Origin of the sequence: Nocardia violaceofusca NBRC 14427 (assembly GCF_963869435.1) — a bacterium.
Classification (GTDB): domain Bacteria; phylum Actinomycetota; class Actinomycetes; order Mycobacteriales; family Mycobacteriaceae; genus Nocardia; species Nocardia aobensis.
Map to the genome: position 1 here is coordinate 115,978 of NZ_CAWMPM010000005.1, position 24,535 is coordinate 140,512.

Genomic DNA, 24,535 nt, shown 5'->3' on the forward strand with positions numbered 1-24,535 from the left:
CCGCAGGCTGCCCGTACCCCTGAGCGGGCGGATCCCTCGGATCAGAGACAGTGCCCCGCCCACCGTTCGGTGGGCGGGGCACTGTCGTTTCGCCTCTTGTCAGGCGGTCTGCGCGGTCTCTTCCGGCTCGACCCGCGCCCGCACGAATCGCGCCACCCGGGCCAGGGCGGCGCGGCTCTCCGGCATATTCGGCAGGATGCTCATGAAGGCGTGGACCTGCCCGCGCCACAGCTCCAGCGAATTCGGCACGCCTGCCGCGGTGAGCCGGCGGGCCATCAATTCGCTGTCGCAGCGCAGCAATTCGTCCTCACCGACGATCAGCAGCGCCGGCGGCAGGCCGGTGAGCGATCCGTTCACAGGCGACAAGGCCGGGTCGAGCGGCCGCTCCGCCTCGGCCCCGTAACGCACCATCTGCCGCACCGCCGCCATCGGGATGTAGGCGTCGCGACCGACGTTCATGTACTCGCCCTTGAGCCGGTAATCGAGATCCAGCAGCGGCGACAGGCCGACCAGGCCGGCCGGGCCGGGCAGCCCGGCCTGCGCCGCCCGCAACGCGGTGGCGAAGGTGAGGAAACCGCCCGCCGAATCTCCGGCGAACACGATGCGTGCCGGATCGGCGCCGTGCCGCAGGAGCCAGCGATAGGCCGTGAGGCAGTCCTCGACCGATCCGGCGATATTCGTCCCGGGCAGCTGCCGATAGTCCACGTTCACCACCGGCAGCCCCGTACGGCGGGCCAGGCTGGCCGCCACCGGCCGATGCGAGTCCAGTCCGCACAGGAAGAAGCCGCCGCCGTGCATGTACATCACGGCGCCGTCGCGCAGGGATCGCCGGGCGCCGGCCGGGCGGATGATCTCCATCCGGAAGCCGCTCATCCGCACCTGTTCGCGTTCCACGCCCCGCACCTGCGGCCGTAGCGCCGCCAGCCGGTCGATCAGGACTCGCGCGACGGGCATGGTCATCGGAGTGATCGGATAGCGCCGGATGACGGGGCCGACCACGCCCCGGCAGGTCAGCAGCACCGCCTGCGAATGCAGACTCGCACGGTCCGGGTTCACCACCACCGGCTCCACGACAACACCGGGTTCGAGCCCCGGCCGGAATTCGGCCTCGCCGATGGGAATCGCCGTCATCGCGCACCTACCTGCCACTCGGCGCCGAGTGACCGGCCACCGGCAGATTCGGTAGCGGAGGTGTCGGCGCTGACATCTCACACACTGGTGTTTCAGAACACCACGGATATGTGACCTACGCAATACTTGATCGCCCGACCAGGGTCCGGCGAAACCATCGTGACCATTTCGCGGTCTACTCGGAACCTCATCGAGCCCGAGCGGGCGGAAGCTGGCAGACTTGCGTCACATGCGCGGAATCATTCTGGCCGGGGGCACCGGGTCCCGGCTGCACCCGATCACGCGCGGGGTCAGCAAGCAACTGGTCCCGGTGTACGACAAGCCGATGGTCTACTACCCGCTCTCCACGCTGATGCTGGCGGGCATTCGCGACATCCTGGTGATCACCACCCCCGAAGACGCCGGGGCCTTCCGCCGGCTGCTCGGCGACGGCACCCAGTTCGGTCTGGCGATCGACTACGTGGTGCAACCCGAACCCGACGGCCTGGCCCGGGCCTTCGTGCTCGGCGCCGACCACATCGGCGGCGAATGCGCGGCGCTGGTGCTCGGCGACAACATATTTCACGGTCCCGGTCTCGGCACACGGTTGCGGCGCTTCGACGGCCTCGACGGCGGCGCGGTCTTCGCCTATCGGGTGTCCGATCCCTCCGCCTACGGTGTGATCGAATTCGACCGGGGTAGAGCCGTTTCCATCGAGGAGAAGCCGAAGCTCCCGCGGTCCAACTACGCCATTCCCGGCCTGTACTTCTACGACAACGACGTCGTCGAGATCGCCCGGGGCCTGCGGCCGTCCGCGCGCGGCGAATACGAGATCACCGATATCAACCGCACCTATCTGGAACAGGGGCGGTTGCAGGTCGAAACCCTCGCGCGCGGCACCGCCTGGCTCGATACCGGAACCTTCGACTCGCTGCTGGACGCCGCCAACTACGTGCGCACCATCGAAGAACGACAGGGCCTCAAGATCGGCGTGCCCGAGGAGGTGGCCTGGCGGATGGGCTTCATCGACGACGAACAGCTGTGTCGGCTGGCCGAGCCGCTGGTGCGCTCCGGGTACGGGACCTACCTGCTGGACCTGCTGAATCGCGGGCGCGACGATCGCTACGGACAGGACGGTTGACATGCGGATTCGAGAACTGGCGGTCCCCGGTGCGTGGGAGTTCACGCCGGAGTTGCGCGGCGACGAGCGCGGCGTCTTCGCCGAGACGTTCAAGGCCTCGGAATTCGAGAAGGCGACCGGACGGCCCTTGGATCTGCTGCAGATGAACACCTCCACCTCGGCGGCCGGCGTTCTGCGCGGCATCCACTACACCGAGAATCCGCCCGGCCAGGCCAAATACGTCACCTGCATGCGCGGCGCCTTCCTGGATGTCGTGGTGGATCTGCGCCGTGACTCCCCCACCTTCGGCCGCTGGGACAGCGTGGTGATCGACGACGTCACGCGCCGCTCGGTCTTCGTCTCCGAGGGGCTCGGTCATGCGCTGCTGTCGCTGGCCGACGATTCCACCGTCACCTATCTCTGCTCGCTCGAATACTCCCCCGAATTCGACCGGGACCTCGACGCCTTCGATCCGGATCTCGGAATCGACTGGCCCACCGCCGGTTCCGACGGCAGTCCGCTGACCTTCATCCGCTCGCCGAAGGATGCGGCCGCGCCGCGCCTGCGTGAACTTCGCTGAGGACCGCGCGGACGCCACGCCCGGCTCGAACGGATGAGCCGGGCGTGGCGTTCGGGACGGATCTCAGGCCGCCGCGAGTTCCGGTGCCTGTTCGGTGTCCTCGACCTCCTGCGGCTTCTTGCGGGTGGGCAGGAAGTGGGTGAAGGCGATGAGGGCGCCGATGATCGCCGCGATACCCGCGAAGATCAGGCCGGGACGGTAGCTGTCGAGTACCGCCTGCGGTGAATTACCGTGCGGGCCCGAGGAAATCAGCGCGGTGGTGATGGCTAGGACGATCGCCGCGCCGACCTGCATCGAGGTCTGCAGCACACCGGCCGCCAGGCCCTGTTCCTCGTCCTCGATGCCGTTGGTGGCCTGAATGTTGATGGCCGGGAAGCCGATCCATCCGATACCGATCAGCAGCACCGCGGGCAGGATCACCGCGACGTAGGACGGAGCGGTATCGATCCGCAGGAACAGCAGGTAGCCGATCGCCATGACGGTGGTGGTGACCGCGATGATCGGGCCGGTGCCGAAGCGGTCCACCAACTTGTCGGAGAACACCGACGACAGCGCCACCAGTACACCCACCGGCAGCAGCGCCATCGCCAGGGTCAGCGGCGACCAGCCCAGGCTGTCCTGCAGGTACAGAGTGACGATGAACTGCCAGCTGAAGTAGGAACCCGCCACCGCGACGATCACCAGACTGGCCCGCACCAGCGTGGCCTTGCGGAGGATGCCCAGGCGGATCAGCGGATGCCGCACCCGCTTCTCCACCGCGACGAACGCGGCGAACAGGACGAGGACGGCCGCGAACGAGCCCACGGTGCGCGCCGAACCCCAGCCGGCCTGCGGTGCGGACACCACGGTGTAGACGAGCAGCAGCATGGCGGAGGTGGAGAACAGCGCACCCAGCAGATCGTGTCCGCCCTCGGCGGTGTCACCCTTGTCCTTCGGCACCAGGATCGCCGCGGAGATCAGGGCCGCCAGCGCGATCGGCACCGGCAGCAGGAAGGTCCAGCGCCAGCCGAAACCGGTCATCAGGCCACCGAAGACCAGGCCCATGGAGTAGCCGCCGGCACCGAAGACGGTGTAGATGGACAGCGCCTTGTTGCGCGCCGGCCCCTCGGCGAAGTTCGTGGTGATGATCGACAGCCCGGTCGGCGCGGTGAAGGCGGCCGCCAGACCCTTGACGAAGCGGGTCGCGATCAGCAGCGGCCCGGAGCTGACCAGCCCGCCCGCCAGCGAGGCGACCGCGAAGACCGCCAGTGCGATGAGGAAGACCTTGCGCCGTCCCAGCAGATCGGCAGTGCGGCCGCCGAGCAGCAGCAGGCCGCCGTAACCGAGGACGTATCCACTGACCAGCCACTGCAGGGTCGAGGTTTCGAGATGGAGTTCGGTACCGATGGACGGCAGCGCGACGCCGACCATCGAGACGTCGAGGCCGTCCAGGAACAGCACGATGCACAGCGTGATGAGCATGCCCCAGAGCCGGATCGGCCACCGAGTGTCGGCCGCCGAGGCGGCCGGAAGTGTTGCTGTGGAAGTCATGACGCGGAACATTACATGCGTGCGCATCTAATGCACAAGCATTTAATGTGGTTGCATGAAACGGACGCAGACACTAGGATGGCGACATGACAAAGGCGTCGACAGCGTTTCCGGCGCATTCGACGGACGCGGTAGCACCGGACACGGCGCTATCCGCAGGTCTGCCGTCCGTAGCGCCGAGTGATACCGACACCGGCTGCCCTGTGCCGGCCGTCCGGAACGACGGGCCGGGCGGCCTGGTCGGCGAGTGGCGCGATCTACTCGCCCGCCATGCCGCTGTGTCCTGTGCGCTGGAGAAGGATCTGCAGCGTGAACACCACATCGGCCTCAGCGAGTTCGAGACGCTGGATCGCCTGGTCGACGCCTCGTGTGACAGCTACCGGATGAGCGATCTGGCGCACGACATCCACCTGAGCCAGAGCGCGCTGTCCCGTACGGTGGCACGACTGGAGCGCGACGGACTGGTCGATCGCACCCTGTGCACCGAGGACCGCCGCGCGATCTACGTCTGCCTCACCGACAAGGGCCGCGCGGTCCACACCGCCGCCGTCCCGACACACCGCGACGTCCTGGAACGCACTCTGCACTGAACCCGGCCGCACTGAATCCGGCCGCACCGAATCGGGCCGCACCGAACCCGGCCGCACCGAATCCGGCCGCACCGAATCCGGCCGAGCGTCACGCAGCGGCGATGGCCTCGTCCAGGGCCGCTCGCCCGTCCACCGAAGCGGCGCGAATATTCGCGAATGCGCCCCGATAACGGTCGATATCGGAATTTTTGTCGAAAAAGGTGGAACCGGCGAAAGTTTCGACATACACCACCGGCGGCTCGGTGGTTTCCGCACCGGCTTCGCCGAATTCCAGCAGGACGAATCGCCCGGAATCCAGACCCTCGTGGTAACCGGAATCGTTGGGCACCAGGCGAATATCGATGTTCGGACACTCGCACATCCGGCGCAGATGATCCAGTTGCCCCGCGATCACGGCCGGATCACCGATCCGCCGCCACAGCAGCGATTCGGCGATGATCGCCACCAACCGCACCGGATCCGGCGTGCGGGTGAGCAGACGCTGCCGCTGCCTGCGGACCTCGATCCGGCGCTCGACCTCGCCCGGGCTCAGATTCGGCCGGGCCGCGGTCAGCAGTGCGCGGGTGTAGTCCTCGGTCTGCAGCAGGCCCGGCACGAATTCGTTCTCGAAGGTGGAGATCTGAGTCGCGGCCTCTTCCAGGCCGATGTACACGTCGAAACCCTCCGCGATCACATCACCGTAGGGAGCCCACCACCCCCGGGCCTTGGTTTCGCGGGCGAGCGCGGTGAGAGGTTCCAGCTCGGCCTCGGGCGCGCCGTAGATCTTGCACATGGCTTCCACGTCGAGGCTGCGCAGGGAGGTCTGACCGGTCTCGATCCGCCAGATCTTGGCCTCCGACCATTCCAGCCGGCGGGCGGCCACCCGGGTCGTCATCCGCGCGCGATTACGCAGGTCACGCAGCCGGCGGCCCAATTGCCGCCGCGGCATGGTCGAACCGGTGATCCCCTGCGGTGAAGCCATTTTCCCCCCTCGGCAGAAACCTTCGCGGGCATCGGCACTCGCTCGGACACCCCCGAACGGATTGTCGCACAACAGAACAGCCCCCGACAGCCGCGCCGATCGACCGGGGCGCGCAGATCCTTCTACCTGCGCGGCGGACGTTTGCGGAACCGCCAGAATTGCACGGCGCGAACATCTTCCGAGAGCTGGTTCACCGGCTCGGCGACGTCGGACAGCGCGCGGAAGAGATCGTCGGCGAGGGTGTTGATGTGCTCCACCCGGGTCGCCAGCCGCGAGGCGTTGACCAGGAATTCCAGCACCAACCGCACCGACGCCGCGATGGTCAGGCCGAGGGGTATCGCCACCACGACCGCGAAGATCACCCCCAGCAGTGCGGACACCTGCCACAGCACCACGACCAGGACCAGCGGGATGCCGATCGCGAAGGCCAGCCCCAGGAGATAGGCCAGCGGCAGCAGCGTGCGCGTGGCCGATGTGCGGAACTGCACATCCAGCAAGGCGCGGGCGGCCGCACCACACCAGGCACGGAAGGCGCCGGGACTCCGGAACGGTTCGGGCCGCTCGTCCTCCGCGGTCTCCTCCGGTGACCAGCGGCGTCGGGCGGAGTCCTTCCACGCGAGCCAGCGGGACTCCACGGCGTAGTCGGCCTCGCCGTCTTCGCCGGAGCGGTCGTCGACTTCGTCGCGTCCGGTCGATTCGGGCGTCTCGTCCCTATCCCGCGGGCCCCCAGCGGAATCGCGCGCGGCCCCGGTCTCGGAATCCCGGTTCCTGGGTCGCTGCGGGTCTTCGCTCATGATTCGAATCCTCTCCCGGCACAGCGGAAGCGAGCAATCTCCGGGCGGGCTCGAATCCCATCGGTCACATGCGACTCATGTCACACTTTCTCCCCATTTCTTCCCAGCGAGCTGCCAGGGAATCAACAGCGGCAACGCATTCGATTCACAGCGACGCGCACAAAGGTGGTAGTCGTAGCAGTTCACAACGGCGGGGTACGGCGCTCCGAAAGGTTCATAGCCACCGGCGATCACCGCCCGCCCGTGTGACGTATCCGACCATCACGAAGAAATTTCCACCAAGTTGTAACACCGCCGGTAGCGCGGCCCGATACGTCCCATGAACACCGACGCAGGACCCAGATCTACCCGGGGAATGGAGAACACAGTGCGTACAGCGTTTCCGACTTCCGTCCACGCGGCGACGTTGGCCGCTACCGCGCAGGACTACATCCAGCGCGGGTGGACGGTCGCTGAAACGGCCAACGGCATCTGCCTGATCACCGATGCGAATGTTTCGGGTATCGAGGTCGCCGGCGAACTGGCCGCGAACGTGCGCCGATTCCTGCGGGCCAACAACCTGTCCGGACCGGTGATCGAGATCCCGGGCGCCGAGCGCCGCGAGATCCACCTGGTGACCGGACTCGCCAAGGCCGCGATGGCGCTCGAGGCGCTGCGCGCGGCCGGCGCGATCGTCTACACCGACGGTGCGGGCATCCCGCTGCCGCCCACCCAGCTCTCGGCCGGCGAGGCCTGCTGGGGTGTAGCGCCGACCGAGGCCCGCTGGCTGCCGCCGGTCGTCGCGATCGCCGCGGCCGTGCGTTCGGCGAACTCCGGCCGCAAGCCGCAGGTCGCTCGCATCGCCAGCTGAATCGACCATCCGCGAAGCCGCGAGAACGACAGTGTTCTCGCGGTTTCGCGGTTTTCGTGCATTTCGGATGAATCGCGGCGCGACGACCGACCGCCGACGATGATGGATCCATGACGCGCGTCACCGCAGAAGCCCGGACCACCTACCGCACCTGCCCGCTGTGCGAGGCCGTCTGCGGACTCGAGATCACCCTGGACGCCCACGACCGGGTGACGCGTGTGCGCGGCGATCGCGAGGACCCGTTCAGCCGGGGCTTCATCTGCCCCAAGGGTGCGAGCCTCGGGGCGCTGGACGCCGACCCCGATAGGCTGGCCGAACCGATCATCCGTGATCGCGCCACCGACACCTGGCGGCAGGCCACCTGGGCCGAGGCCTTCGATCTCATCGCCGAGCGAGCGCCGGCCGTCCTCGACGAATACGGCCGCCAGGCCGCCGCGCTGTATCTGGGCAATCCGAATGCCCACACGATCGCCGGCGCGCTGTACGTGCCGGCACTCATCCGGGCGTTGAGCACGCGCAACCTGTACTCGGCCAGCACCGCCGATCAGATGCCGAAACAGGTGTCGAGCGGGCTCATGTTCGGCGATCCGCTCACGGTCGCCGTGCCCGATCTGGACCGCACCGACTATCTGCTGATGCTCGGCGCCAACCCGCTGGAATCCAACGGCTCGCTGTGTACCGCCCCGGACTATCCGGGCCGGTTGAAGGCGCTGCGCAAGCGCGGCGGGCGGTTGGTCGTGGTCGATCCGCGGCGCACCCGCACCGCGGACCTCGCCGACGAACATCTGTTCATCCGGCCCGGCAGCGACGCGTATCTGCTGTTCGGCATCGTGCACACACTCTTCGCCGAGGATCTGACCGATATCCGCGTCGAGGTGGCGGGTCTCGAGCAGATCCGTTCGGCCGCACTCCCGTTCACTCCCGAGGCGGTGCAGGCACGCACCGGCATCCCGGCCGAGACCGTCGGGCGGCTGGCGCGGGAGCTGGCGGCGGCGCCGACGGCCGCGGTCTATGCGCGCATCGGCACCTGCACCGCCGAATTCGGCACCGTCACGCAGTGGCTGGTGGACGTGATCAACGTGCTCACCGGCAATCTGGACCGGCCGGGCGGCGCGATGTTCGCCACCGCCGCGGCCCTGGGCATCGTGCGGACGCGGCCGTTCCGGCTCGGGCGCTGGGCCAGCCGGGTGCGCGAATTGCCCGAAGCCATGGGCGAATTCCCCGTCGCGACGCTGGCCGACGAAATTCTCACCCCCGGTGAGGGACAGGTCCGGATGCTGGTGACGGTGGCCGGCAATCCGGTGCTCTCGGCTCCCGCGGGCGCGCGGCTCGGCGAAGCGCTGGCCGGACTGGACTTCATGGTCAGTGTGGATCGCTACCTCAACGAGACCACCCGCCATGCCGATGTGATCCTGCCGCCGCCGCGCACACTGCAGGCGCCGCACTACGATTTCGCGCTGCTGCAGTTCGCGGTGCACAACTACGCCCGCTATTCCCCGCCGGTGGTCGGGCTGCCCGGCGACCGGCCCTCGGAGCCGGAAATACTTGCCCGCCTGGCACTTTCTCTGGCGGGGCAGCGGCCGGAGCCGGGAACCGATTCCGTCGCGGCGGTGGACGAGCTGATCATCGCCGCCACCCTGCACAAGGCCGGACTCGGCGCGCGGCGCGGCGAGCTGATCGGCGCGAACAGCACCGAACAGCGCATCGACATGATGCTGCGCCTGGGTCCGTACGGCGAATGGAATCCCGATCGCCGGTCCGTCGACATCGCGCCCGGGGGGCTGAACCTGCAGGTCCTGCTGGACAATCCGCACGGCGTCGATCTGGGCGCACTGCAACCGCGGCTGCCCGGCGTGCTGCGCACGGCCTCGCAAAAGGTGGAGCTGGCGCCGCAGCAGCTGCTCGACGACACGACCCGGCTGCTGGCCGAAATGTCTGCTGCCCGACCGGATGTGGTGTTGATCGGCCGGCGGCAACTGCGGTCGAACAATAGTTGGATGCACAATGTCGCGGCCCTGGTCGGTGGCTCGAATACCTGCACCCTGCATGTTCATCCCGACGACGTGGCGCGCCTCGGCCTCGGCGAGCTGGCCGCGATCGAGTCGGCGACCGGAAAGCTGACCGTGCCGGTGGAACCGAACGATCGGATCATGCCCGGTGTGGTGAGCCTGCCGCACGGCTGGGGACATTCGGGCAGCACCCAGACGGTCGCGCGCGAGCACGCCGGCGTGAATGCCAATGCCCTGACCGATGATTCGCGGATCGACGCCGTATCCGGAAATGCGGTGTTCAACGGAGTTCCGGTGACCATCACGCCGGTGTGATTCTCCGATACGTCCGAATCGGTCGGCATCCCCGGGGCAAACGACCTTTCGGCATTGCGGGATTCGCCATCCGAAATACGTTCGTTCCTATAGTATTTCGGCATATTTCGGGTTCGGCGCCGAACCATCCACGTGCGGATCTCAGCTACCCGGAGGGGTGTGGCATGTCCGGTTTCACAGGCGGCAGTGACGGCGAGCGGGAACTGCAACAGCGATTCGGTACCGAGGAGCGTGCGGGGCGTTTCTACGACGAACAGGTGCTCGACAAACTCAACACCCGTATGCGCGACTTCGTCGGCCGGATGGATATGGCCTTCATCGCCACCGCCGACCGGCACGGGGAATGCGATACCAGCTTCCGGGCCGGCAAACCCGGATTCGTGCACGTCATCGACGACCGTACGGTCGCGTATCCGGAATACCGGGGCAACGGGGTGATGGCTTCGCTCGGCAACATCCTGGAGAACCCGCACGTCGGCATCCTGATGATCGACTTCGTGCACGACCTGGTCGGACTGCACATCAACGGATCGGCACGCATCGTCGACGATCAGGCCTTACGGGACCGCGTGCCCGGCCTGCCCGCGGCCGAACGCGGGCGGATCGCCGAGCGGTGGGTGGTCGTGGATGTCGAGGAGGCCTATATCCACTGTCGCAAGCACATCCCGCATCTCGTGCCGGCCGCCCGCGAGGAGCGGGAATGGGGTACCGACAGTCCGCGGGCCAAGGGTGGGGACTACTTCGGCGCCAAGGCGCAGGCGCGGGCCCTCAGCGGATCTTGAAGATCACCGCACGCTGCACGACGAAGTTGATCACGGTGGCCACGCCCTGCGCGATGACGAAGGCGATCAGAACCGCCCCCTTCACCGAACGGCCGGCGATATCCACCGACATCGGCGGCAGGGTGTCGTTGAGCAGGGCGTTGATACCCACCTGCGCCGCGAAGGTCACCGCATAGAGAATCACCACCGCCACGAAGCGGCTGCGACTCGGCGGCGCCTTGAACGTCCAGCGCCGGTTGATCAGATACGCCGTGGTGGTGCCGACGATGAAACTGCAGGCCTTGGCGAAATCGCGCGGGACTCCGAACAGGGCCATGAGCAGCACGTACAGCCCGAAGTCGACCACCGCCGACAATCCACCGGTGAGGACGAACCGGACAATCTGAGTCTTCAGATCGACATCCGTACCGCCCGGCTCGTCTACCAGGGGTAACTCGGCCGGAAGAGGGAGATGGGGTTCCGCACTCACGGCACGAGAGTAGCGGGTCGCGCCGGCGCCGCCGCGACAGCGGCACTCCACACGGCCGCGACAGCGGCACTCCACACGGCGGCGACAGCGGCACTCCCACACGGCCGCGACAGTGGTACTCCCGCCCCGGTCGCCGCTGTGAAATCCGCCTCGAGCGGGCCGCGGAGCCGCGACACCCGACCCCTATCCCGGTCATACCTGTAGCCTCTATGCCGATGTCCACGAAAGCTCAGACCTCCACCGCCGCGGGTCCTGCGAACTCCGCGGGCGACGGCGAGGCGTCACAGGCAAGCAGCAACGGCTCCGCCGACAGCTTTTCGCTGCCGACGCGCACCCGCCGACTGACCGGTTGGGGTCGTACCGCGCCCTCCACCTCCGAAGTGCTCTCGACCGGCGATCCGGAACTGATCGCCAAGGCCGTGGCCATGGTCGCGGAGGACAACGAGTCCAAGCCGGCGTACCTGCGGCGCGGTGTGATCGCGCGCGGGCTCGGCCGGTCCTACGGCGACCACGCGCAGAACGCCGGCGGCCTCGTCATCGACATGTCCGCGCTGAACAACATCCACCGGATCGACCGCGACAGCCACCTCGTCGATGTGGATGCCGGCGTCAGCCTCGATCAGCTGATGAGGGCCGCGCTCCCCTTCGGCCTGTGGGTTCCGGTCCTGCCGGGCACCCGTCAGGTGACCGTCGGTGGCGCCATCGCCTCCGATATCCACGGCAAGAACCACCACAGCGCGGGCAGCTTCGGCAACCACGTGCGGTCGATCGATCTGCTGACCGCCGACGGCAAGATTCAGCACATCGGTCCCAAGAAGAACGCCAAGCTGTTCTGGGCGACCGTCGGCGGCAACGGCCTGACCGGCATCATCCTGCGTGCCACGATCGAGATGACGCCGACCGAGACGGCCTACTTCATCGCCGACGGCATCAAGACGACCACGCTGGACGAGACCATCGCCGTGCACAAGGACGGTTCCGAGGAGAACTACACGTACTCCTCGACCTGGTTCGACGTGATCAGCGCACCGCCGAAACTGGGGCGCGCCAACGTCTCTCGCGGTCGTCTGGCCAAGCTGGACGAACTGCCGAAGAAACTGCGTGCCAACCCGCTGAAGTTCGACGCTCCGAATCTTCTGACGGTGCCGAACGTCTTCCCGAGTTTCGCGGCGAACAAGCTCACGCTCGGCATGGTCGGCGAGGCGTACTACGCGCTCGGCGGCAACTACACCGGCAAGATCATGAACTTGACGCAGTTCTATCACATGCTGGACGTCGTCTCGGAGTGGAATCGTGCCTACGGATCGGCCGGTTTCATCCAGTACCAGTTCGTGTTGCCGCCCGAGGCGCTGGACGAATTCACCAAGATCATCGTCGACATCCAGCGTTCCGGTCACTACTCGGCGCTCAATGTGCTGAAGTTCTTCGGCCCGGGCAACCAGGCGCCGCTGAGCTTCCCCATGGAGGGCTGGAACATCTGCGTCGACTTCCCCGTGCGGCCCGGCCTCAACGAGCTGGTCACCGAACTGGACCGTCGCGTACTGGAATTCGGCGGTCGTCTCTACACCGCGAAGGACTCCCGGACCACCGCGGAGACCTTCCACAAGATGTATCCCAAGATCGACGAGTGGATCAAGGTCCGCCGAAGTGTCGATCCCACAGGCGTTTTCATGTCCGATATGGCGAGAAGGCTGGAGCTGCAGTGATCAACGCGGTAGGTAACCCGCAGAACATTCTGCTTTTGGGCGGTACCTCGGAGATCGGCCTCGCGATCGTCGAGGAGTACCTGAAGAAGGGGCCGGCGCGGGTGGTGCTCGCGGCGCTGCCGAACGATCCGCTGCGGGCCCAGTCCGTGGCTCAGCTGGAGGGCGCGGGCGCGTCGAAGGTCGAGATCGTCGACTTCGACGCGCTGGACACCGGCAGCCACCCCAAGGTGATCGAACAGGCCTGGGCCGACGGCGATATCGATGTCGCGATCGTCGCCTTCGCGCTCGACGGTGATGCCGAGGAGCTGTGGCAGAACCAGCTCGCGGCCGTGCGCGTCGCCGAGGTCAACTACACCGCGGGTGTGTCGGTCGGCGTGCTGGTCGGCGAGAAGATGAAGGCCCAGGGTTTCGGGCGGATCATCGTCATGTCCTCGGTGGCCGGTGAGCGCGTCAAACGCGCCAACTTCGTCTACGGCTCCACCAAGGCCGGTCTGGACGGTTTCTACCTCGGACTGGGTGAGGCGCTGCGCCCGCACGGTCCGCGCGTCACCGTCGTGCGGCCGGGCCAGGTGCGCACGCAGTTCTCCGCGCACGTCGCCGAGGCGCCGCTCACGGTGAACAAGGAAGACGTTGCGGCGCTGGCGGTTTCGGCGTCCGAGAAGGGTAAGGAACTGGTCTGGGCGCCCGGCACGTTCCGCTGGGTCATGATGATCCTGCGCCACGTTCCGCGCCCGATCTTCCGCAAACTTCCCATCTAGTTCGGCTCGATTTCGAGCCGCGAAGGAGAGTCGCCGCTACCGAGCGCCGGCTCTCCTTCGCATTTTCCGAGGACGGCCGCCGGCGCAGCGTGAGCTTCGCACCGACGCGAACCGGTTCCACCCGGCTTGTAGGCTCGCGGGCAGATCGGCGGCGAGAGAGGATCCGGAGGCACTGTGCGCGTACTAGTCCGGCAGGTCGGGGGCGGGCTCGGGGAGGCTGTCGTCGGGGCGGTGGTCGCCGCGCTGGTGGCGGCGATCGGGCTGACGGCGATGTCGGTGGTGCAGTGGCCGGCGTTCAACTCCTCCAATGTGACTCGTGCGATGACCACCGTCGGGCAGGCGGGGGCGGCGGTGCTACTGGTGCTCGCCATCGTGCTGATCCGGTTGCACCGGTGGCCCTGGGTGGCGAAAGTGCTGTCCTGGGCGGGTATTTCCGCCTTCATCACGGTGACGCTGGGGATGCCGCTCGCGGCGACCAAGCTGTATCTGTTCGGCATTTCGGTGGATCAGGAATTCCGCACCGAATATCTGACGCGACTCACCGATACCGTCGCGCTGCACGATATGACCTATGCCGACATTCCGGCGTACTACCCGGCCGGGTGGTTCTGGATCGGCGGACGCGTCGCGAATCTGCTCGGCCTGGCCGGGTGGGAGACGTTCAAACCGTATGCGATCGTGTCGCTGGCGGTGGCGTCGGTGCTGGCACTGGTGTTGTGGTCCAAGCTGATTCGGTGGGATTGGGCGGTCGCGGTGGCGGCGACGACCACCGCGGTGATGGTGGCGTTCGCCTCCCCTGAGGCCTACAGCGCCGTGCTGGTGATCCTGTTCGCACCGGCGATGGTGCTCGCCTGGGGTGCGCTGTACCGGCCCGCCGAGTTCGGGGCGGCGGCGAGATCGGCCGGCGAACCGCGCACCGCGGGCGGCTGGGGTGCGGCGATCGGAGCGGGCGCGTTCCTCGGACTCTCGGCGATGTTCTACACGCTGTTCTTCGTGGTCGCGGTCTTCACCGTGGTCCTGATGGGCCTGGTCGCGTGGGCGACCCTGTGGTGGCAGCAGCGCGAGATCGCGGTGCATCAGCCGCGTGCTCCGCGGCTCGGCGTCTTCCGCCTGCTGTGGCCGATTCTGCTGCGCCTGGTCGTCATAGGCGGGATCGCCGCGATCCTGGCCCTGATCGTCTGGGGCCCGTACCTGGCGAAGGTGCTGACCGGACATCTGCCGGAATCCAATACCGCCCTGCACTACCTGCCGGAGTCCGGTTCACGGCTGGCGTTCCCGATGTTCGACTTCTCCGAACCGCTGCTCGGTGCGCTCTGCCTGCTCGGCACGCTCTGGCTGGTGGTGCGGGCGGCGAGTTCGCGACGAGCGCAGGCGCTGGGCATCTCGGTGGTCGCGATCTATCTGTGGTCGCTGGCCTCCATGCTGGTCACGGCGGCCGGTACGACCGGGCTGGCCTTCCGGCTGGAACCCATCCTGCAGGTGCTGCTCGCCGCGGCGGGCGCGTTCGGATTCGTCGAGGGGGCACGGGCGATCTACCAGGCCGTCGACGAACCGCGGCGGTTCCGGGCGGCGACCGGGGTGGTCGCGGTCCTGGGTGCGCTGGCCTTCACCCAGAGCATCCCCGGCATCCTGAACGCCGAGATCACCACCGCCTACACCGACACCGACGGCAACGGTGTGCGCGCGGACAAGCGCAGCCCCTCGGCGGTGTCGTACTACGGGCGCATCGATGCGACCCTCACCGAGCAGACCGGGCGGCCGCGCGACCAGACGGTGGTCCTCACCGCCGACACCAGCTTCCTGTCCTACTATCCGTATTTCGGTTTCCAGGCGCTGACGTCGCACTACGCCAATCCGCTCGCCGATTTCCCGGCCCGGGCCGCCGAGATCAAGCGCTGGAGCCAACTGAAATCACCGGCCGAGTTGATCGAAGCGCTGAACCACTCCCCCTGGCGCGCGCCGGACGCCTTCCTGTTCCGCCGCAGCGGCGAGAACTACACCCTGCGCCTGGCCGAGGACGTCTATCCGAACGATCCCAACGTGCGCCGCTACACCGTCGAGTTTCCGGGGACCCTCTTCGCCGATCCACAGTTCCGGATCACCGATATCGGGCCGTTCACCCTGGTCGTACGCCACTGACTCCCCTGTGGATAAGGCTGTGGAATTCCCCCACTCCTGTGGATAACCAATGTTCACTCGGCGCCGCTTCGCTCCGGATGGGTACGGTGGGTGGCTGATTGTCGGCCGAAGGAGTGTTTTTCCAGTGGTGCAGGGCGGGCCAGCGGTTCCGAACGAGCAGCGTCCGGGGGTGAGCGCGGCCGTCCTGTCCGAGGGGCAGGAGCTGCGCACCCCGGAGCCGAGACTCGCGGACAGACCCTCCCGGGGCGCGCGCCTTCGCGACCGTCTCCTCGCCTCCCGAGCGGATCTCGTGGTCGCGGCCGTCTACCTGGCCACCGCCGTCTATGTGCTGTCCGGGCAGTGGCGCGACACCACGCACGGATATCTGATCGCGAGCGGCCAGGACCAGTCGATGTGGGAGTGGTTCTTCGCCGAAACCGCGCATGCGGTGATCCATCTGCACAATCCGCTGGGCACGAATCTGCAGAACTATCCCGACGGCGTGAACATGATGGCCAACACCGCCATGTTCGGCGTCGGTATTCCGCTGACTCCGGTGACGGTCCTGTTCGGCCCGACCGTGACCTTCGCCCTGGTGCTGACCCTGGGCCTGGCCGGAACCGGTTTCGCCTGGTACTGGCTGTTCTCCCGGGAGTTGGTGTCGTCCCGTTTCGCCGCCGCGCTGGGCGGCGCGTTCTGCGGTTTCGCACCCGCGATGATCTCGCACGCCAACGCCCATCCCAATTTCGTCGGTCTGGCGATTCTGCCGGTGCTCGCGGTCCTGGTGATCCGGATGGCGCGCCGGGCCGTGCGCGGCGAACCGGTGACGTGGGCGGGGCGGGTGCGGGAGGCCGTGGTGCTCGCGGTCCTGGTCGCACTCCAGATCGCGCTCGGCGAGGAGCCGCTGCTGATCTTCGCCCTCGGCTTCGGCCTGTTCGCCCTCGTCTACTACCTGCACCGGCCCCGGACCGGGCTGCGGGTGGTGCGTGCCGTGACGCCGACCCTGGCGCTGGCCGCGGTGATCACGGTGGCCGCTACGGCGATTCCGCTGTGGTGGCAGTTCTTCGGACCGCAGAGCTACCGTTCCATCGATCACGGGCCGATGGGCAACGACCTCACGGCGCTGGTCGAATTTCCCTCCCGATCGCTCGGCGGCGTCTTCGCCCCGGGTAAGACCCCCGCGATCAATCCGACCGAGGAGAACGCCTTCTTCGGCTGGCCGCTGCTGGCGTTGACCGCGGTGACCGCGGTCTGGCTGTGGCGCTCGCGCAACCGCGAATACCGGGTGATCCGCGGGGCCACGACGGTGATCGTGTTCTACAGCATCCTGTCGCTGGGGATTTCGCTGCGGATCGGCCGGTCCGATACCGGAATCACGCTGCCGTGGCACTGGCTCGACCAGGTGCCGCTGCTGAACACCGTGCTGGAGACCCGCTTCACCATGGCCGCGATTCCGGCGCTCGCGGCGATCCTGGCGCTGGGTACGCAGCGCATCCTCGACTACGCGCGCAGCACGAACGATCTGCGGCCGGTGCTCTGGTTCTCCGCCGTCGCGCTGGCACTGGTCCCGCTGGTACCGACCGTCCTGCCGGTGACCCATCGCGATCCGACGCCGCGATTCTTCACCGACGGCACGGTCGACCACTATGTCGGCGACGGGTCGGTCGTGATCGCGCCGCCGCCTACCCGGCTCGACGCCCAGCCACTGAACTGGCAGGTCGATTCCCATTTCGGCTTCCCGCTCGCGGGCGGCTACTTCGTCGGGCCGACGGCCGACAAGAAGGGCCGCTACGGACCCGACGACCGGCCGACCGCGACCCTGTTGATGCGGGCGCAGCAGACGGATCGCATTCAGCCGGTCGATGTCCGGGCACGGGCTCGAGCGCTGGCCGATCTCGCCTACTGGCGCGCCGATGTGGTGGTGCTGCCGCCGACCGAACACGGCGGCGCGATCCGCGCGACCCTCGACCAGTTGCTCGGCATCCCGGGGCAGGTGGTCGACGGTGTCGTCGTCTGGGATGTGCGCGGACTGGTCTGATTCCACGGCGACCTCCGCCGGGCCCTCCGCGGTTACGCGCGCTGCCACCTCCGGGCCCGCCGCCGCGGTCGCTTAGCATCGCTGGGTGCGCGCAGACTCTCCAGCGTTTCCCCGCATCCGTGTGATCGCCCTCCTGTCGGGTCTGATCGCCGTCGCCCTCGCGGTGCTCACACCGCTGCTGCCGGTGCGGGAGGACCGGGCGAGCCTGGATTGGCCGCAGCCGCAATCGGTCCCGGTGAACGCGCCGCTGGTGTCGTATGTGCCGCTCACCGTCGACGCGTCGCTGCCGTGCAGCGCGTTGCGCGAACTCCCCAGTGGCACGGTCTTGTCCACGGTGCCCGCCGACGCGCCCAATGCCTCCGCGAAGGGCCTGGTCGCCAAGATCGCCGACGAGCCGGGTGGGCGCACGCTCTCGGTGCGGCTGCGCGATATTCCGCTGCTGTCGGCGCCGCTGGCCGAGGTCGGTGGCTGCGCACGCTTCGTCGTCACCTCCACCGCGCAGGCCACCACGGCCGAATTCACCGGTGTCACCCGGCAGGACGGCACACCGTTCACCAATACCGTCGGCGGCGATGTGCGGCCCCAGATCGTCGGCGTCTTCACCGATCTGACTCGCGAGCAGCTCGGTGACGCCCATCTGCACGCCGCCATCGACTCGCGCTTCTCCTCGACGCCGAGCCCGCTGAAGCTGGCCGCGATCATCGGCGCGGTCGTCTTCACCGTCATCGCGCTGATCTGCCTGCATCTGATCGATACCGCCGACGGGCGACGGCCACGCCGCTTCCTGCCGGCGCACTGGTGGCGGGTCACCGTCGCGGATGTGGTGGTGCTGGGCACGCTGGTGGTCTGGCATGTGATCGGCGCCAATACCTCCGACGACGGCTACATCCTGAATATGGCCCGGGCGTCGAAACATTCGGGCTATATGGCCAACTACTACCGCTGGTTCGGAGTCGCCGAGGCGCCCTTCGGCTGGCCGTACGAGGTGCTGGCCTGGATGACCCGGGTCAGCGACGCCGGCTGGTGGATGCGGCTGCCGGCGCTGCTGGCCGGTGTGCTGTGCTGGCTGGTGATCAGCCGGGAAGTGCTGCCGCGCTTGGGTTCTCGCGTCCGCCGCGACACCGTCGCGCTGTGGACGGCGGGGCTGGTGTTCCTGGTCGCCTGGCTGCCCTACGACAACGGCCTGCGCCCGGAACCGCTGATCGCCCTTGGCGCGCTGGTGACCTGGTGCTCGATCGAACGCTCGATCGCGACCCGACGACTGCTGCCCGCCGCGGTCGCGGTATTGATCGCCGCGTTCTCGCTCGCCGCCGGGCCGACCGGCCTGATCTGCATCGCCGCCCTGGTCGCCGGCTCGCGACCGGTCCTGCAGCACATCATTTCCCGCGCCCGCGGCGGCGATTCGGCGGGCGCGTCGATACTGCGGTACGGCGCCCTGCTCGCGCCGGGCGCGGCCGCCGGAGCGCTGGTCCTGGTGGTGGTCTTCGCCGACCAGACCCTGGCCTCGGTGATGGAGGCGACCCGGGTCCGCAAGATCATCGGACCGAATGTGGCCTGGTTCGATGAGCGGACCCGCTGGGATTCGCTGCTGATGCTGGCGCCGGACGGCTCGTTGGCGCGCCGGTTCGGCATTCTCGGCATGCTGCTGTGCCTGCTGGTGTGCGTCCTGGTCATGTTGCGCAAGAACGGCCGGATTCCGGGCACGTCGAAGGGCCCCTCGGCACGCATCCTCGGCATCGTGTTCATGTCGCTGCTGCTGATGATGTTCACTCCGACCAAGTGGACCCACCACTTCGGCGTCTATGCCGGATTGGCCGGTTCGCTCGCGGCGCTGACCGCGGTCGCGGTGGGTATCAACGGAATCCGGGCCCGCTACAACCGCTCGCTGTTCGCGGCCGCGGTGTTCTTCCTGCTGGCGATCACGTTCACCGGCTCCAACGGCTGGTGGTACGTGTCCAGTTACGGTGTGCCGTGGTACGACAAGGCGCCGCTGATCGCGGGTAAGGGACTCTCGACGCTGTTCCTCGGATTCGCGGTGCTGAGCCTGCTGCTGGCGGCCTATCAGTACTACCGCGAGCCGTTTCGAAAAGCGGACGGCCGCAGGCGGTTCGACACCTGGGCCGTCCAACCGCTGACCATCACGGCCGCGGCCATGGTGCTGTTCGAGGTCGCCTCCCTCGGCAAGGGCGCCGTCACGCAATATCCGTCCTATTCCATCGCGAAGTCGAATATCCGTGCGCTGGGCGGACATCCGTGCTCCCTGGCCGATGCGGTCCTCACCGAAACCGACACCGCCGACTCCCTGCTGCAGCCCTACTCCGGTTCCGCGGCGGACGCGCTCGGCGCCGACAGTACGGGCTTCGACCCGAACGGCGTGGCCAAGGATCTGACCGCCGACGCCGAGGAGACGACCACCGGCGGCGCGAATTCGGTCAACACCGATTCCGCGAACAAGACGACCCACACCACCACCGCGGGCACCGGCGGCGGTACCACCCAGCAGGGGGGCGTCAACGGCAGCACCGTCGCGCTGCCGTTCGGGTTGGACCCGGCGCGCACCCCGGTGCTGGGCAGTTACACCACCGGCACCAAACAGCAGGCGCACCTGACCTCGGGCTGGTACCGGATGGATCTGCCCGGCGCCCGCCAAGACTCGGCTCGCAAAGTTCTGGTGGTCACCGCGGCCGGGCGGATCAAATCGGTGAACGCCGACGGCGTGGTCACCTACGGCCAGGATCTGCGCGTCGAATTCGGCGACCGCGCCGCCGACGGCACCGTGCGGCCGCTGGGCTCGTTCATACCGCTGGATATCGGCGGCGCGCCGTCGTGGCGGAATATGCGGGTACCGCTGGACCGCATTCCGGACGGCACCAACGCCGTGCGGATCGTGGCGGTCGCCAACGATCTGACGCCGCGGCAGTGGCTGGCGGTCACGCCGCCCCGGCTGCCGAAGCTCGCCACCCTCGATTCGGTGGTCGGACACACCGATCCGGTCCTCGAGGATTGGCACGTCGGCCTGGCCTTCCCCTGCCAGCGCCCGTTCGACCACAAGGACGGCGTGGCCGAGGTGCCGAAGTGGCGCATCCTGCCGGACCGGGTCGGTTCCGACGCCTCCAACGCCTGGCAGGACGATATCGGCGGCGGTCCACTGGGCTGGACAGGATTGTTGCTGTCGGCCCAGACCATCCCCGCCTATCTGAACGACGACTGGGGCCGGGACTGGGGTTCGCTGGAACGATTCACCCCCTACGTGCCGCAGGCGCGCCAGGCCGACGTCGGTGTGACGGTGCAGACGCGCTGGGGCTGGGTCAAGGATGCGCCCATCAAGGTGAAGTGAAATAGCGGGGCGTGAACAACGTCACTCTCAGCGTGGGCAGATAACATCACCATCCGTGCCCGACGCCGCAACAGCTGTCTTGACCAAACCGACGGTCGCCGAACAACCGGTGACGTCGCGCGATTTCCGCACCGCCCGGCTGATCGCCGTGATCGCCGGCCTGCTCGGCGCGATCTTCGCGCTCGCCACCCCGTTCCTGCCGGTCCAGCAGACCACCGCCGAGGTGAACTGGCCGCAGGGCGGGACCATCGGCAATGTCGAGGCGCCGCTGATGTCGCAGGTCCCGGTGGATCTGCGGGCCTCCATCCCGTGTTCGACGGTGGCACAGCTGCCCCAGGGCGGCATGCTGCTCAACACCGCGCCGCCGCAGGGCGACCGGGCCGCGCTCGAGGGCATGTTCGTGCGTGTCACCAGCGATTCGGTCGACGTGGTGGACCGCAATGCGATCGTCGCCTCGGCGAAGCGCGGTGAGCTCGACGGCTGCACCGCGATCACCATCACCTCCGATATCGACCGCACCTACGCCCACTTCGAGGGCCTGACCAAACAGGTCGAGCGGCCCGCCGCCGACGGTGGCACCGAAACGGTGACCGTGCCGGTGGACGGCGCCCTGCAGGGTGATCTGCGGCCGCAGGTGGTCGGCGTGTTCTCGGATCTGAAGGGTGCGGCGCCGGCCGGGCTGTCGTTCCACATGACCGTCGATTCCCGCTTCTCGTCGTCGCCGACGGTGATCAAACTGGTCGCGATGCTCGCCGCGGTGCTGTGCACCCTCATCGCGCTGGCCGCGCTCGGCCGCCTCGACACCAGCGACGGCCGCGGTCACCGCCGCTTCTTCCCCGCGCACTGGCTGAAGCCGACCTGGGCCGACGGCGCGGTGCTGAGCATCCTGCTGGCGTGGCATTTCATCGGCGCCAACACCTCCGACGACGGCTACATCCTGACGATGGTGCGCGTGGCGCCGCACGCGGGTTATCTGGCCAACTACTTCCGCTGGTACGGCGTGCCGGAGGCGCCGTTCGGCTGGTACTACGACGTCATCCAGGTCTTCGCGCAGATCTCCACGGCCAGCCCGTGGGTGCGTATCCCCGCGCTGCTGTGCGGAATTCTGTGCTGGATGGTGATCAGCCGCGAGGTGGTGCCGCGGCTGGGCCGCAGTGTGCGGACCTCGAAGGTCGCGCTGTGGACCGGCGGACTGGTATTCCTCGCCTTCTGGCTGCCCTACGACAACGGCCTGCGCTCGGAGCCGATCGTCGCGCTGGGCGCGCTGCTGACCTGGGTCTCGATCGAACGCGCGATCGCCACCGGACGCCTGTTGCCCGCCGCCGGCGCGGTACTGGTCGCGGCGTTCACGCTCGCGGCGGCGCCGACCGGCCTGATGTGTGTGGCCGCGCTGCTCGCCGGTATCCGCCCGCTGGTGCGAATCGTGGTGCGTCGCAAACGCGATCTCCAGGCACGTGCCGTAAGTGGCTGGCGCGCTTCGGGATTCGTCTCCTCCCTACCGTTGCTGGCGCCGATCGCGGCGGCGGGTTTCCTGGTGCTCACCGTCGTCTACAGCGATCAGACCTTCGCCGGAATCCAGGAGGCCAACCGGGTGCGGCGCCTCACCGGCCCGAACCTGGCCTGGTACGAGGACTACCTGCGCTACTACTACCTGTTCGTCCAGACCGTCGACGGTTCGGTCTCGCGCCGGTTCGCGTTCATCGTGATGATCCTGTGCCTGATCACCACCGCCCTGGTGTTGTTGCGGCGCAAGCAGATTCCCGGCATCTCCAGCGGTCCGACCTGGCGGCTGATCGGGGTGGTCTGCGGAACCATCTTCTTCATGATGTTCAACCCGACCAAGTGGACCCACCACTTCGGCGCCTATGCGGGCATCGCGGGTGCGCTCGCGGCGGTGACCGCGGTGGCGGTGTCGGCGACGGCGCTGCGGTCGCGCAAGAACCGCTCGATCTTCCTGGCCGCCTTGCTCTTCGCGCTGGCGCTGTCGTTCTCCGGCACCAACGGCTACTGGTACGTCTCGAGCTACGGCGTGCCGTGGTTCGACAAGACGGTGTCGCTGCACGGACTCCAGTCCAACACGATCATGCTGGTGCTGTTCGGGCTCGCACTCGCGGTGGTGGCCTGGCAGGCGCTGCGCGAGGGCTACGCCAAACCGCCGGAGAGTTCGAAATCCTCGCGCGGCAAGCGTATTCGCCGGTTCGCGGCCATTCCGCTGACGCTGGTCGCCGCGGCGATGGTGTTGTTCGAGGTGCTGTCGCTGGCCAAGGGCGCGGTGACCCAGTACCCGGCCTACTCGCTGGCCCGCGGCAACGTCGACGCGGTCGGCGGCAACCGCTGCGGAATCGCCGACGACGTTCTGGTCGAGTCGAATTCGAACCAGGGCCGCTTGAATCCGATCATCGATCCCGCGCATCCGCCCAAGGACAACGATCCGCTGGCCGGTGCCGACCCGACCGGCTTCGATCCCAACGGTGTGCCGACCGATCTGAAAGCCGATGCGGTGGAGGTGAAGCCGGGCACCGGCAACACCTCCAACCAGTCGGTGGGCGCGAACTTCGCCGAGGGCCAGAACGCCGGCACCGGCGGCGGCACCACCAAGGAAGCCGGTGTCAACGGCTCGACCGTCGCACTGCCCTTCGGCCTCGACCCGAAGACGACGCCGGTGATGGGCAGCTATCAGCAGGGCCTGCAGCAGCCCGCGCATCTGACCTCGAGCTGGTACGAACTGCCCGCTCGGTCGGCGGATTCGCCGCTGGTGGTCATCTCGGCGGCCGGCCGCATCCTGTCCTTCGATCAGACCGGTGCGTTGCAGTACGGCCAGGACCTGAAGCTGGAGTACGGCAAACGCCAGCCCGACGGTTCGGTGAAATTCGAGGGCAGCTACGTCCCGCGCGATATCGGCCCGGCGCCGTCGTGGCGCAACCTGCGCGTTCCGCTGTCGGAGATCGCCGCCGACGCCGACGCGGTGCGGATCTCGGCCAATCGCAATGTGCTGATCGGTGACCAGTGGCTGGCGTTCACACCGCCGCGGGTGCCGAAGATGGTCACGCTGAACACCTTCCTCGGCTCCGAACAGCCGGTGCTCGAGGACTGGGCGGTGGGCCTGCAGTTCCCCTGCCAGAACCCGTTCCCGCACCGGTACGGCGTGGCGACCATGCCGAACTATCGCATCCTGCCCGACCGCCCGCTCGCGGTGAGCTCGACCGATACCTGGCAGGCCGAGGAATTCGGCGGCCCGCTCGGCTTCACCCAGATGCTGGCGGGTTCCACCACGATCCCGACCTATCTGAAGGACAATTGGGCTCGTGACTGGGGCACCCTGGAGCGCTACAACCGGTACTACACCGACGCCACCCCGGCGAAGATCGACACGGGCACCGCGACGCGCTCCGGATTCTGGAGTCCGGGACAACTGCGCGTGTTCTGATCGGTAGCCCCGGCGAACGACGGCGGGCGGCGCACATATCG

Annotated in this window: 17 protein-coding genes; 12 read left to right on the plus strand and 5 right to left on the minus strand. The window is 67.9% G+C overall.

Annotation, left to right across the window (positions count from 1 at the left end; translation table 11 throughout):
- Positions 1-99: 99 nt before the first annotated feature.
- The gene (locus tag AC5592_RS05240) at positions 100-1,131 is read right to left on the minus strand and encodes an alpha/beta hydrolase (protein WP_083870509.1); all 1,032 of its coding nucleotides are present in this window, start codon (positions 1,129-1,131) and stop codon (positions 100-102) included.
- Positions 1,132-1,360: 229 nt separating this feature from the next.
- Between AC5592_RS05240 and rfbA the strand changes: the two genes are divergently transcribed.
- The gene (gene rfbA, locus AC5592_RS05245; RefSeq protein WP_036497044.1) at positions 1,361-2,251 is read left to right on the plus strand and encodes a glucose-1-phosphate thymidylyltransferase RfbA; all 891 of its coding nucleotides are present in this window, start codon (positions 1,361-1,363) and stop codon (positions 2,249-2,251) included.
- 1 nt (position 2,252) lies between these two features.
- Positions 2,253-2,810, plus strand: a complete 558-nt coding sequence (locus tag AC5592_RS05250; protein WP_036497043.1) for a dTDP-4-dehydrorhamnose 3,5-epimerase family protein — start codon at positions 2,253-2,255, stop codon at positions 2,808-2,810.
- A 63-nt stretch (positions 2,811-2,873) separates the two neighbouring features.
- On the opposite strand, the gene AC5592_RS05255 is transcribed toward AC5592_RS05250, so the two are convergent.
- Positions 2,874-4,340, minus strand: a complete 1,467-nt coding sequence (locus AC5592_RS05255; RefSeq protein ID WP_036497042.1) for an MFS transporter — start codon at positions 4,338-4,340, stop codon at positions 2,874-2,876.
- A gap of 203 nt (positions 4,341-4,543) precedes the next feature.
- On the opposite strand from AC5592_RS05255, the gene AC5592_RS05260 reads away from it, so the two are divergent.
- Positions 4,544-4,930 carry a MarR family winged helix-turn-helix transcriptional regulator gene (locus AC5592_RS05260; protein ID WP_036497041.1) on the plus strand — a complete coding sequence of 129 codons (387 nt, stop codon included), beginning with the start codon at positions 4,544-4,546 and terminating at the stop codon, positions 4,928-4,930.
- Positions 4,931-5,018: 88 nt separating this feature from the next.
- On the opposite strand, the gene AC5592_RS05265 is transcribed toward AC5592_RS05260, so the two are convergent.
- Together AC5592_RS05265 and AC5592_RS05270 are read right to left on the minus strand one after the other, a co-directional pair.
- Positions 5,019-5,891 carry a helix-turn-helix domain-containing protein gene (locus AC5592_RS05265; protein ID WP_036497040.1) on the minus strand — a complete coding sequence of 291 codons (873 nt, stop codon included), beginning with the start codon at positions 5,889-5,891 and terminating at the stop codon, positions 5,019-5,021.
- A 122-nt stretch (positions 5,892-6,013) separates the two neighbouring features.
- Positions 6,014-6,685, minus strand: coding sequence for a DUF4282 domain-containing protein (locus AC5592_RS05270; RefSeq protein ID WP_036497038.1), 672 nt, complete (start codon positions 6,683-6,685; stop codon positions 6,014-6,016).
- Between the two features lie 367 nt (positions 6,686-7,052).
- Between AC5592_RS05270 and AC5592_RS05275 the strand changes: the two genes are divergently transcribed.
- The 3 genes from AC5592_RS05275 to AC5592_RS05285 all read left to right on the plus strand — a co-directional run bounded on the left by AC5592_RS05275 (position 7,053) and on the right by AC5592_RS05285 (position 10,641).
- Positions 7,053-7,535, plus strand: coding sequence for a hypothetical protein (locus AC5592_RS05275; protein ID WP_036497109.1), 483 nt, complete (start codon positions 7,053-7,055; stop codon positions 7,533-7,535).
- A 110-nt stretch (positions 7,536-7,645) separates the two neighbouring features.
- Positions 7,646-9,859, plus strand: coding sequence for a molybdopterin-dependent oxidoreductase (locus tag AC5592_RS05280; protein WP_063063594.1), 2,214 nt, complete (start codon positions 7,646-7,648; stop codon positions 9,857-9,859).
- A gap of 164 nt (positions 9,860-10,023) precedes the next feature.
- Entirely contained in the window at positions 10,024-10,641 is a 618-nt protein-coding gene (locus AC5592_RS05285; RefSeq protein ID WP_063063595.1) for a pyridoxamine 5'-phosphate oxidase family protein, read from the plus strand.
- On the opposite strand, the gene AC5592_RS05290 is transcribed toward AC5592_RS05285, so the two are convergent.
- Entirely contained in the window at positions 10,628-11,110 is a 483-nt protein-coding gene (locus tag AC5592_RS05290) for a GtrA family protein (RefSeq protein ID WP_083870507.1), read from the minus strand. The two genes, AC5592_RS05285 and AC5592_RS05290, sit on opposite strands and share 14 nt — an antisense overlap.
- Before the next feature lie 215 nt (positions 11,111-11,325).
- On the opposite strand from AC5592_RS05290, the gene dprE1 reads away from it, so the two are divergent.
- The 6 genes from dprE1 (at position 11,326) to AC5592_RS05320 (ending at position 24,494) form a co-directional block, all read left to right on the plus strand.
- Positions 11,326-12,816, plus strand: coding sequence for a decaprenylphosphoryl-beta-D-ribose oxidase (gene dprE1, locus AC5592_RS05295; protein ID WP_167331943.1), 1,491 nt, complete (start codon positions 11,326-11,328; stop codon positions 12,814-12,816).
- Positions 12,813-13,574: a decaprenylphospho-beta-D-erythro-pentofuranosid-2-ulose 2-reductase gene (gene dprE2, locus AC5592_RS05300; RefSeq protein WP_036497032.1), complete on the plus strand. Its 762-nt coding sequence runs from the start codon at positions 12,813-12,815 to the stop codon at positions 13,572-13,574. Before dprE1 ends, dprE2 begins: the two co-directional genes overlap by 4 nt.
- Before the next feature lie 270 nt (positions 13,575-13,844).
- Positions 13,845-15,713, plus strand: a complete 1,869-nt coding sequence (locus tag AC5592_RS05305; protein WP_442789557.1) for a galactan 5-O-arabinofuranosyltransferase — start codon at positions 13,845-13,847, stop codon at positions 15,711-15,713.
- 49 nt (positions 15,714-15,762) lie between these two features.
- Positions 15,763-17,730, plus strand: a complete 1,968-nt coding sequence (locus AC5592_RS05310; RefSeq protein ID WP_371507103.1) for a DUF6541 family protein — start codon at positions 15,763-15,765, stop codon at positions 17,728-17,730.
- A gap of 85 nt (positions 17,731-17,815) precedes the next feature.
- Complete coding sequence (locus AC5592_RS05315; protein WP_063063597.1) at positions 17,816-21,067, plus strand: arabinosyltransferase domain-containing protein; 3,252 nt, start codon at positions 17,816-17,818, stop codon at positions 21,065-21,067.
- A gap of 55 nt (positions 21,068-21,122) precedes the next feature.
- Complete coding sequence (locus AC5592_RS05320; RefSeq protein ID WP_084506354.1) at positions 21,123-24,494, plus strand: arabinosyltransferase domain-containing protein; 3,372 nt, start codon at positions 21,123-21,125, stop codon at positions 24,492-24,494.
- Positions 24,495-24,535 lie beyond the last annotated feature (41 nt).

What these genes read in the sequence shown, in the direction of transcription:
- AC5592_RS05240 (WP_083870509.1), bottom strand. Translation starts at nt 1,131, where the DNA reads ATGACGGCGATTCCCATCGGCGAGGCCGAATTCCGGCCGGGGCTCGAA.
- rfbA (WP_036497044.1), top strand. Translation starts at nt 1,361, where the DNA reads ATGCGCGGAATCATTCTGGCCGGGGGCACCGGGTCCCGGCTGCACCCG.
- AC5592_RS05250 (WP_036497043.1), top strand. Translation starts at nt 2,253, where the DNA reads ATGCGGATTCGAGAACTGGCGGTCCCCGGTGCGTGGGAGTTCACGCCG.
- AC5592_RS05255 (WP_036497042.1), bottom strand. Translation starts at nt 4,340, where the DNA reads ATGACTTCCACAGCAACACTTCCGGCCGCCTCGGCGGCCGACACTCGG.
- AC5592_RS05265 (WP_036497040.1), bottom strand. Translation starts at nt 5,891, where the DNA reads ATGGCTTCACCGCAGGGGATCACCGGTTCGACCATGCCGCGGCGGCAA.
- AC5592_RS05270 (WP_036497038.1), bottom strand. Translation starts at nt 6,685, where the DNA reads ATGAGCGAAGACCCGCAGCGACCCAGGAACCGGGATTCCGAGACCGGG.
- AC5592_RS05280 (WP_063063594.1), top strand. Translation starts at nt 7,646, where the DNA reads ATGACGCGCGTCACCGCAGAAGCCCGGACCACCTACCGCACCTGCCCG.
- AC5592_RS05285 (WP_063063595.1), top strand. Translation starts at nt 10,024, where the DNA reads ATGTCCGGTTTCACAGGCGGCAGTGACGGCGAGCGGGAACTGCAACAG.
- dprE1 (WP_167331943.1), top strand. Translation starts at nt 11,326, where the DNA reads ATGTCCACGAAAGCTCAGACCTCCACCGCCGCGGGTCCTGCGAACTCC.
- AC5592_RS05305 (WP_442789557.1), top strand. Translation starts at nt 13,845, where the DNA reads ATGTCGGTGGTGCAGTGGCCGGCGTTCAACTCCTCCAATGTGACTCGT.
- AC5592_RS05310 (WP_371507103.1), top strand. Translation starts at nt 15,763, where the DNA reads ATGTTCACTCGGCGCCGCTTCGCTCCGGATGGGTACGGTGGGTGGCTG.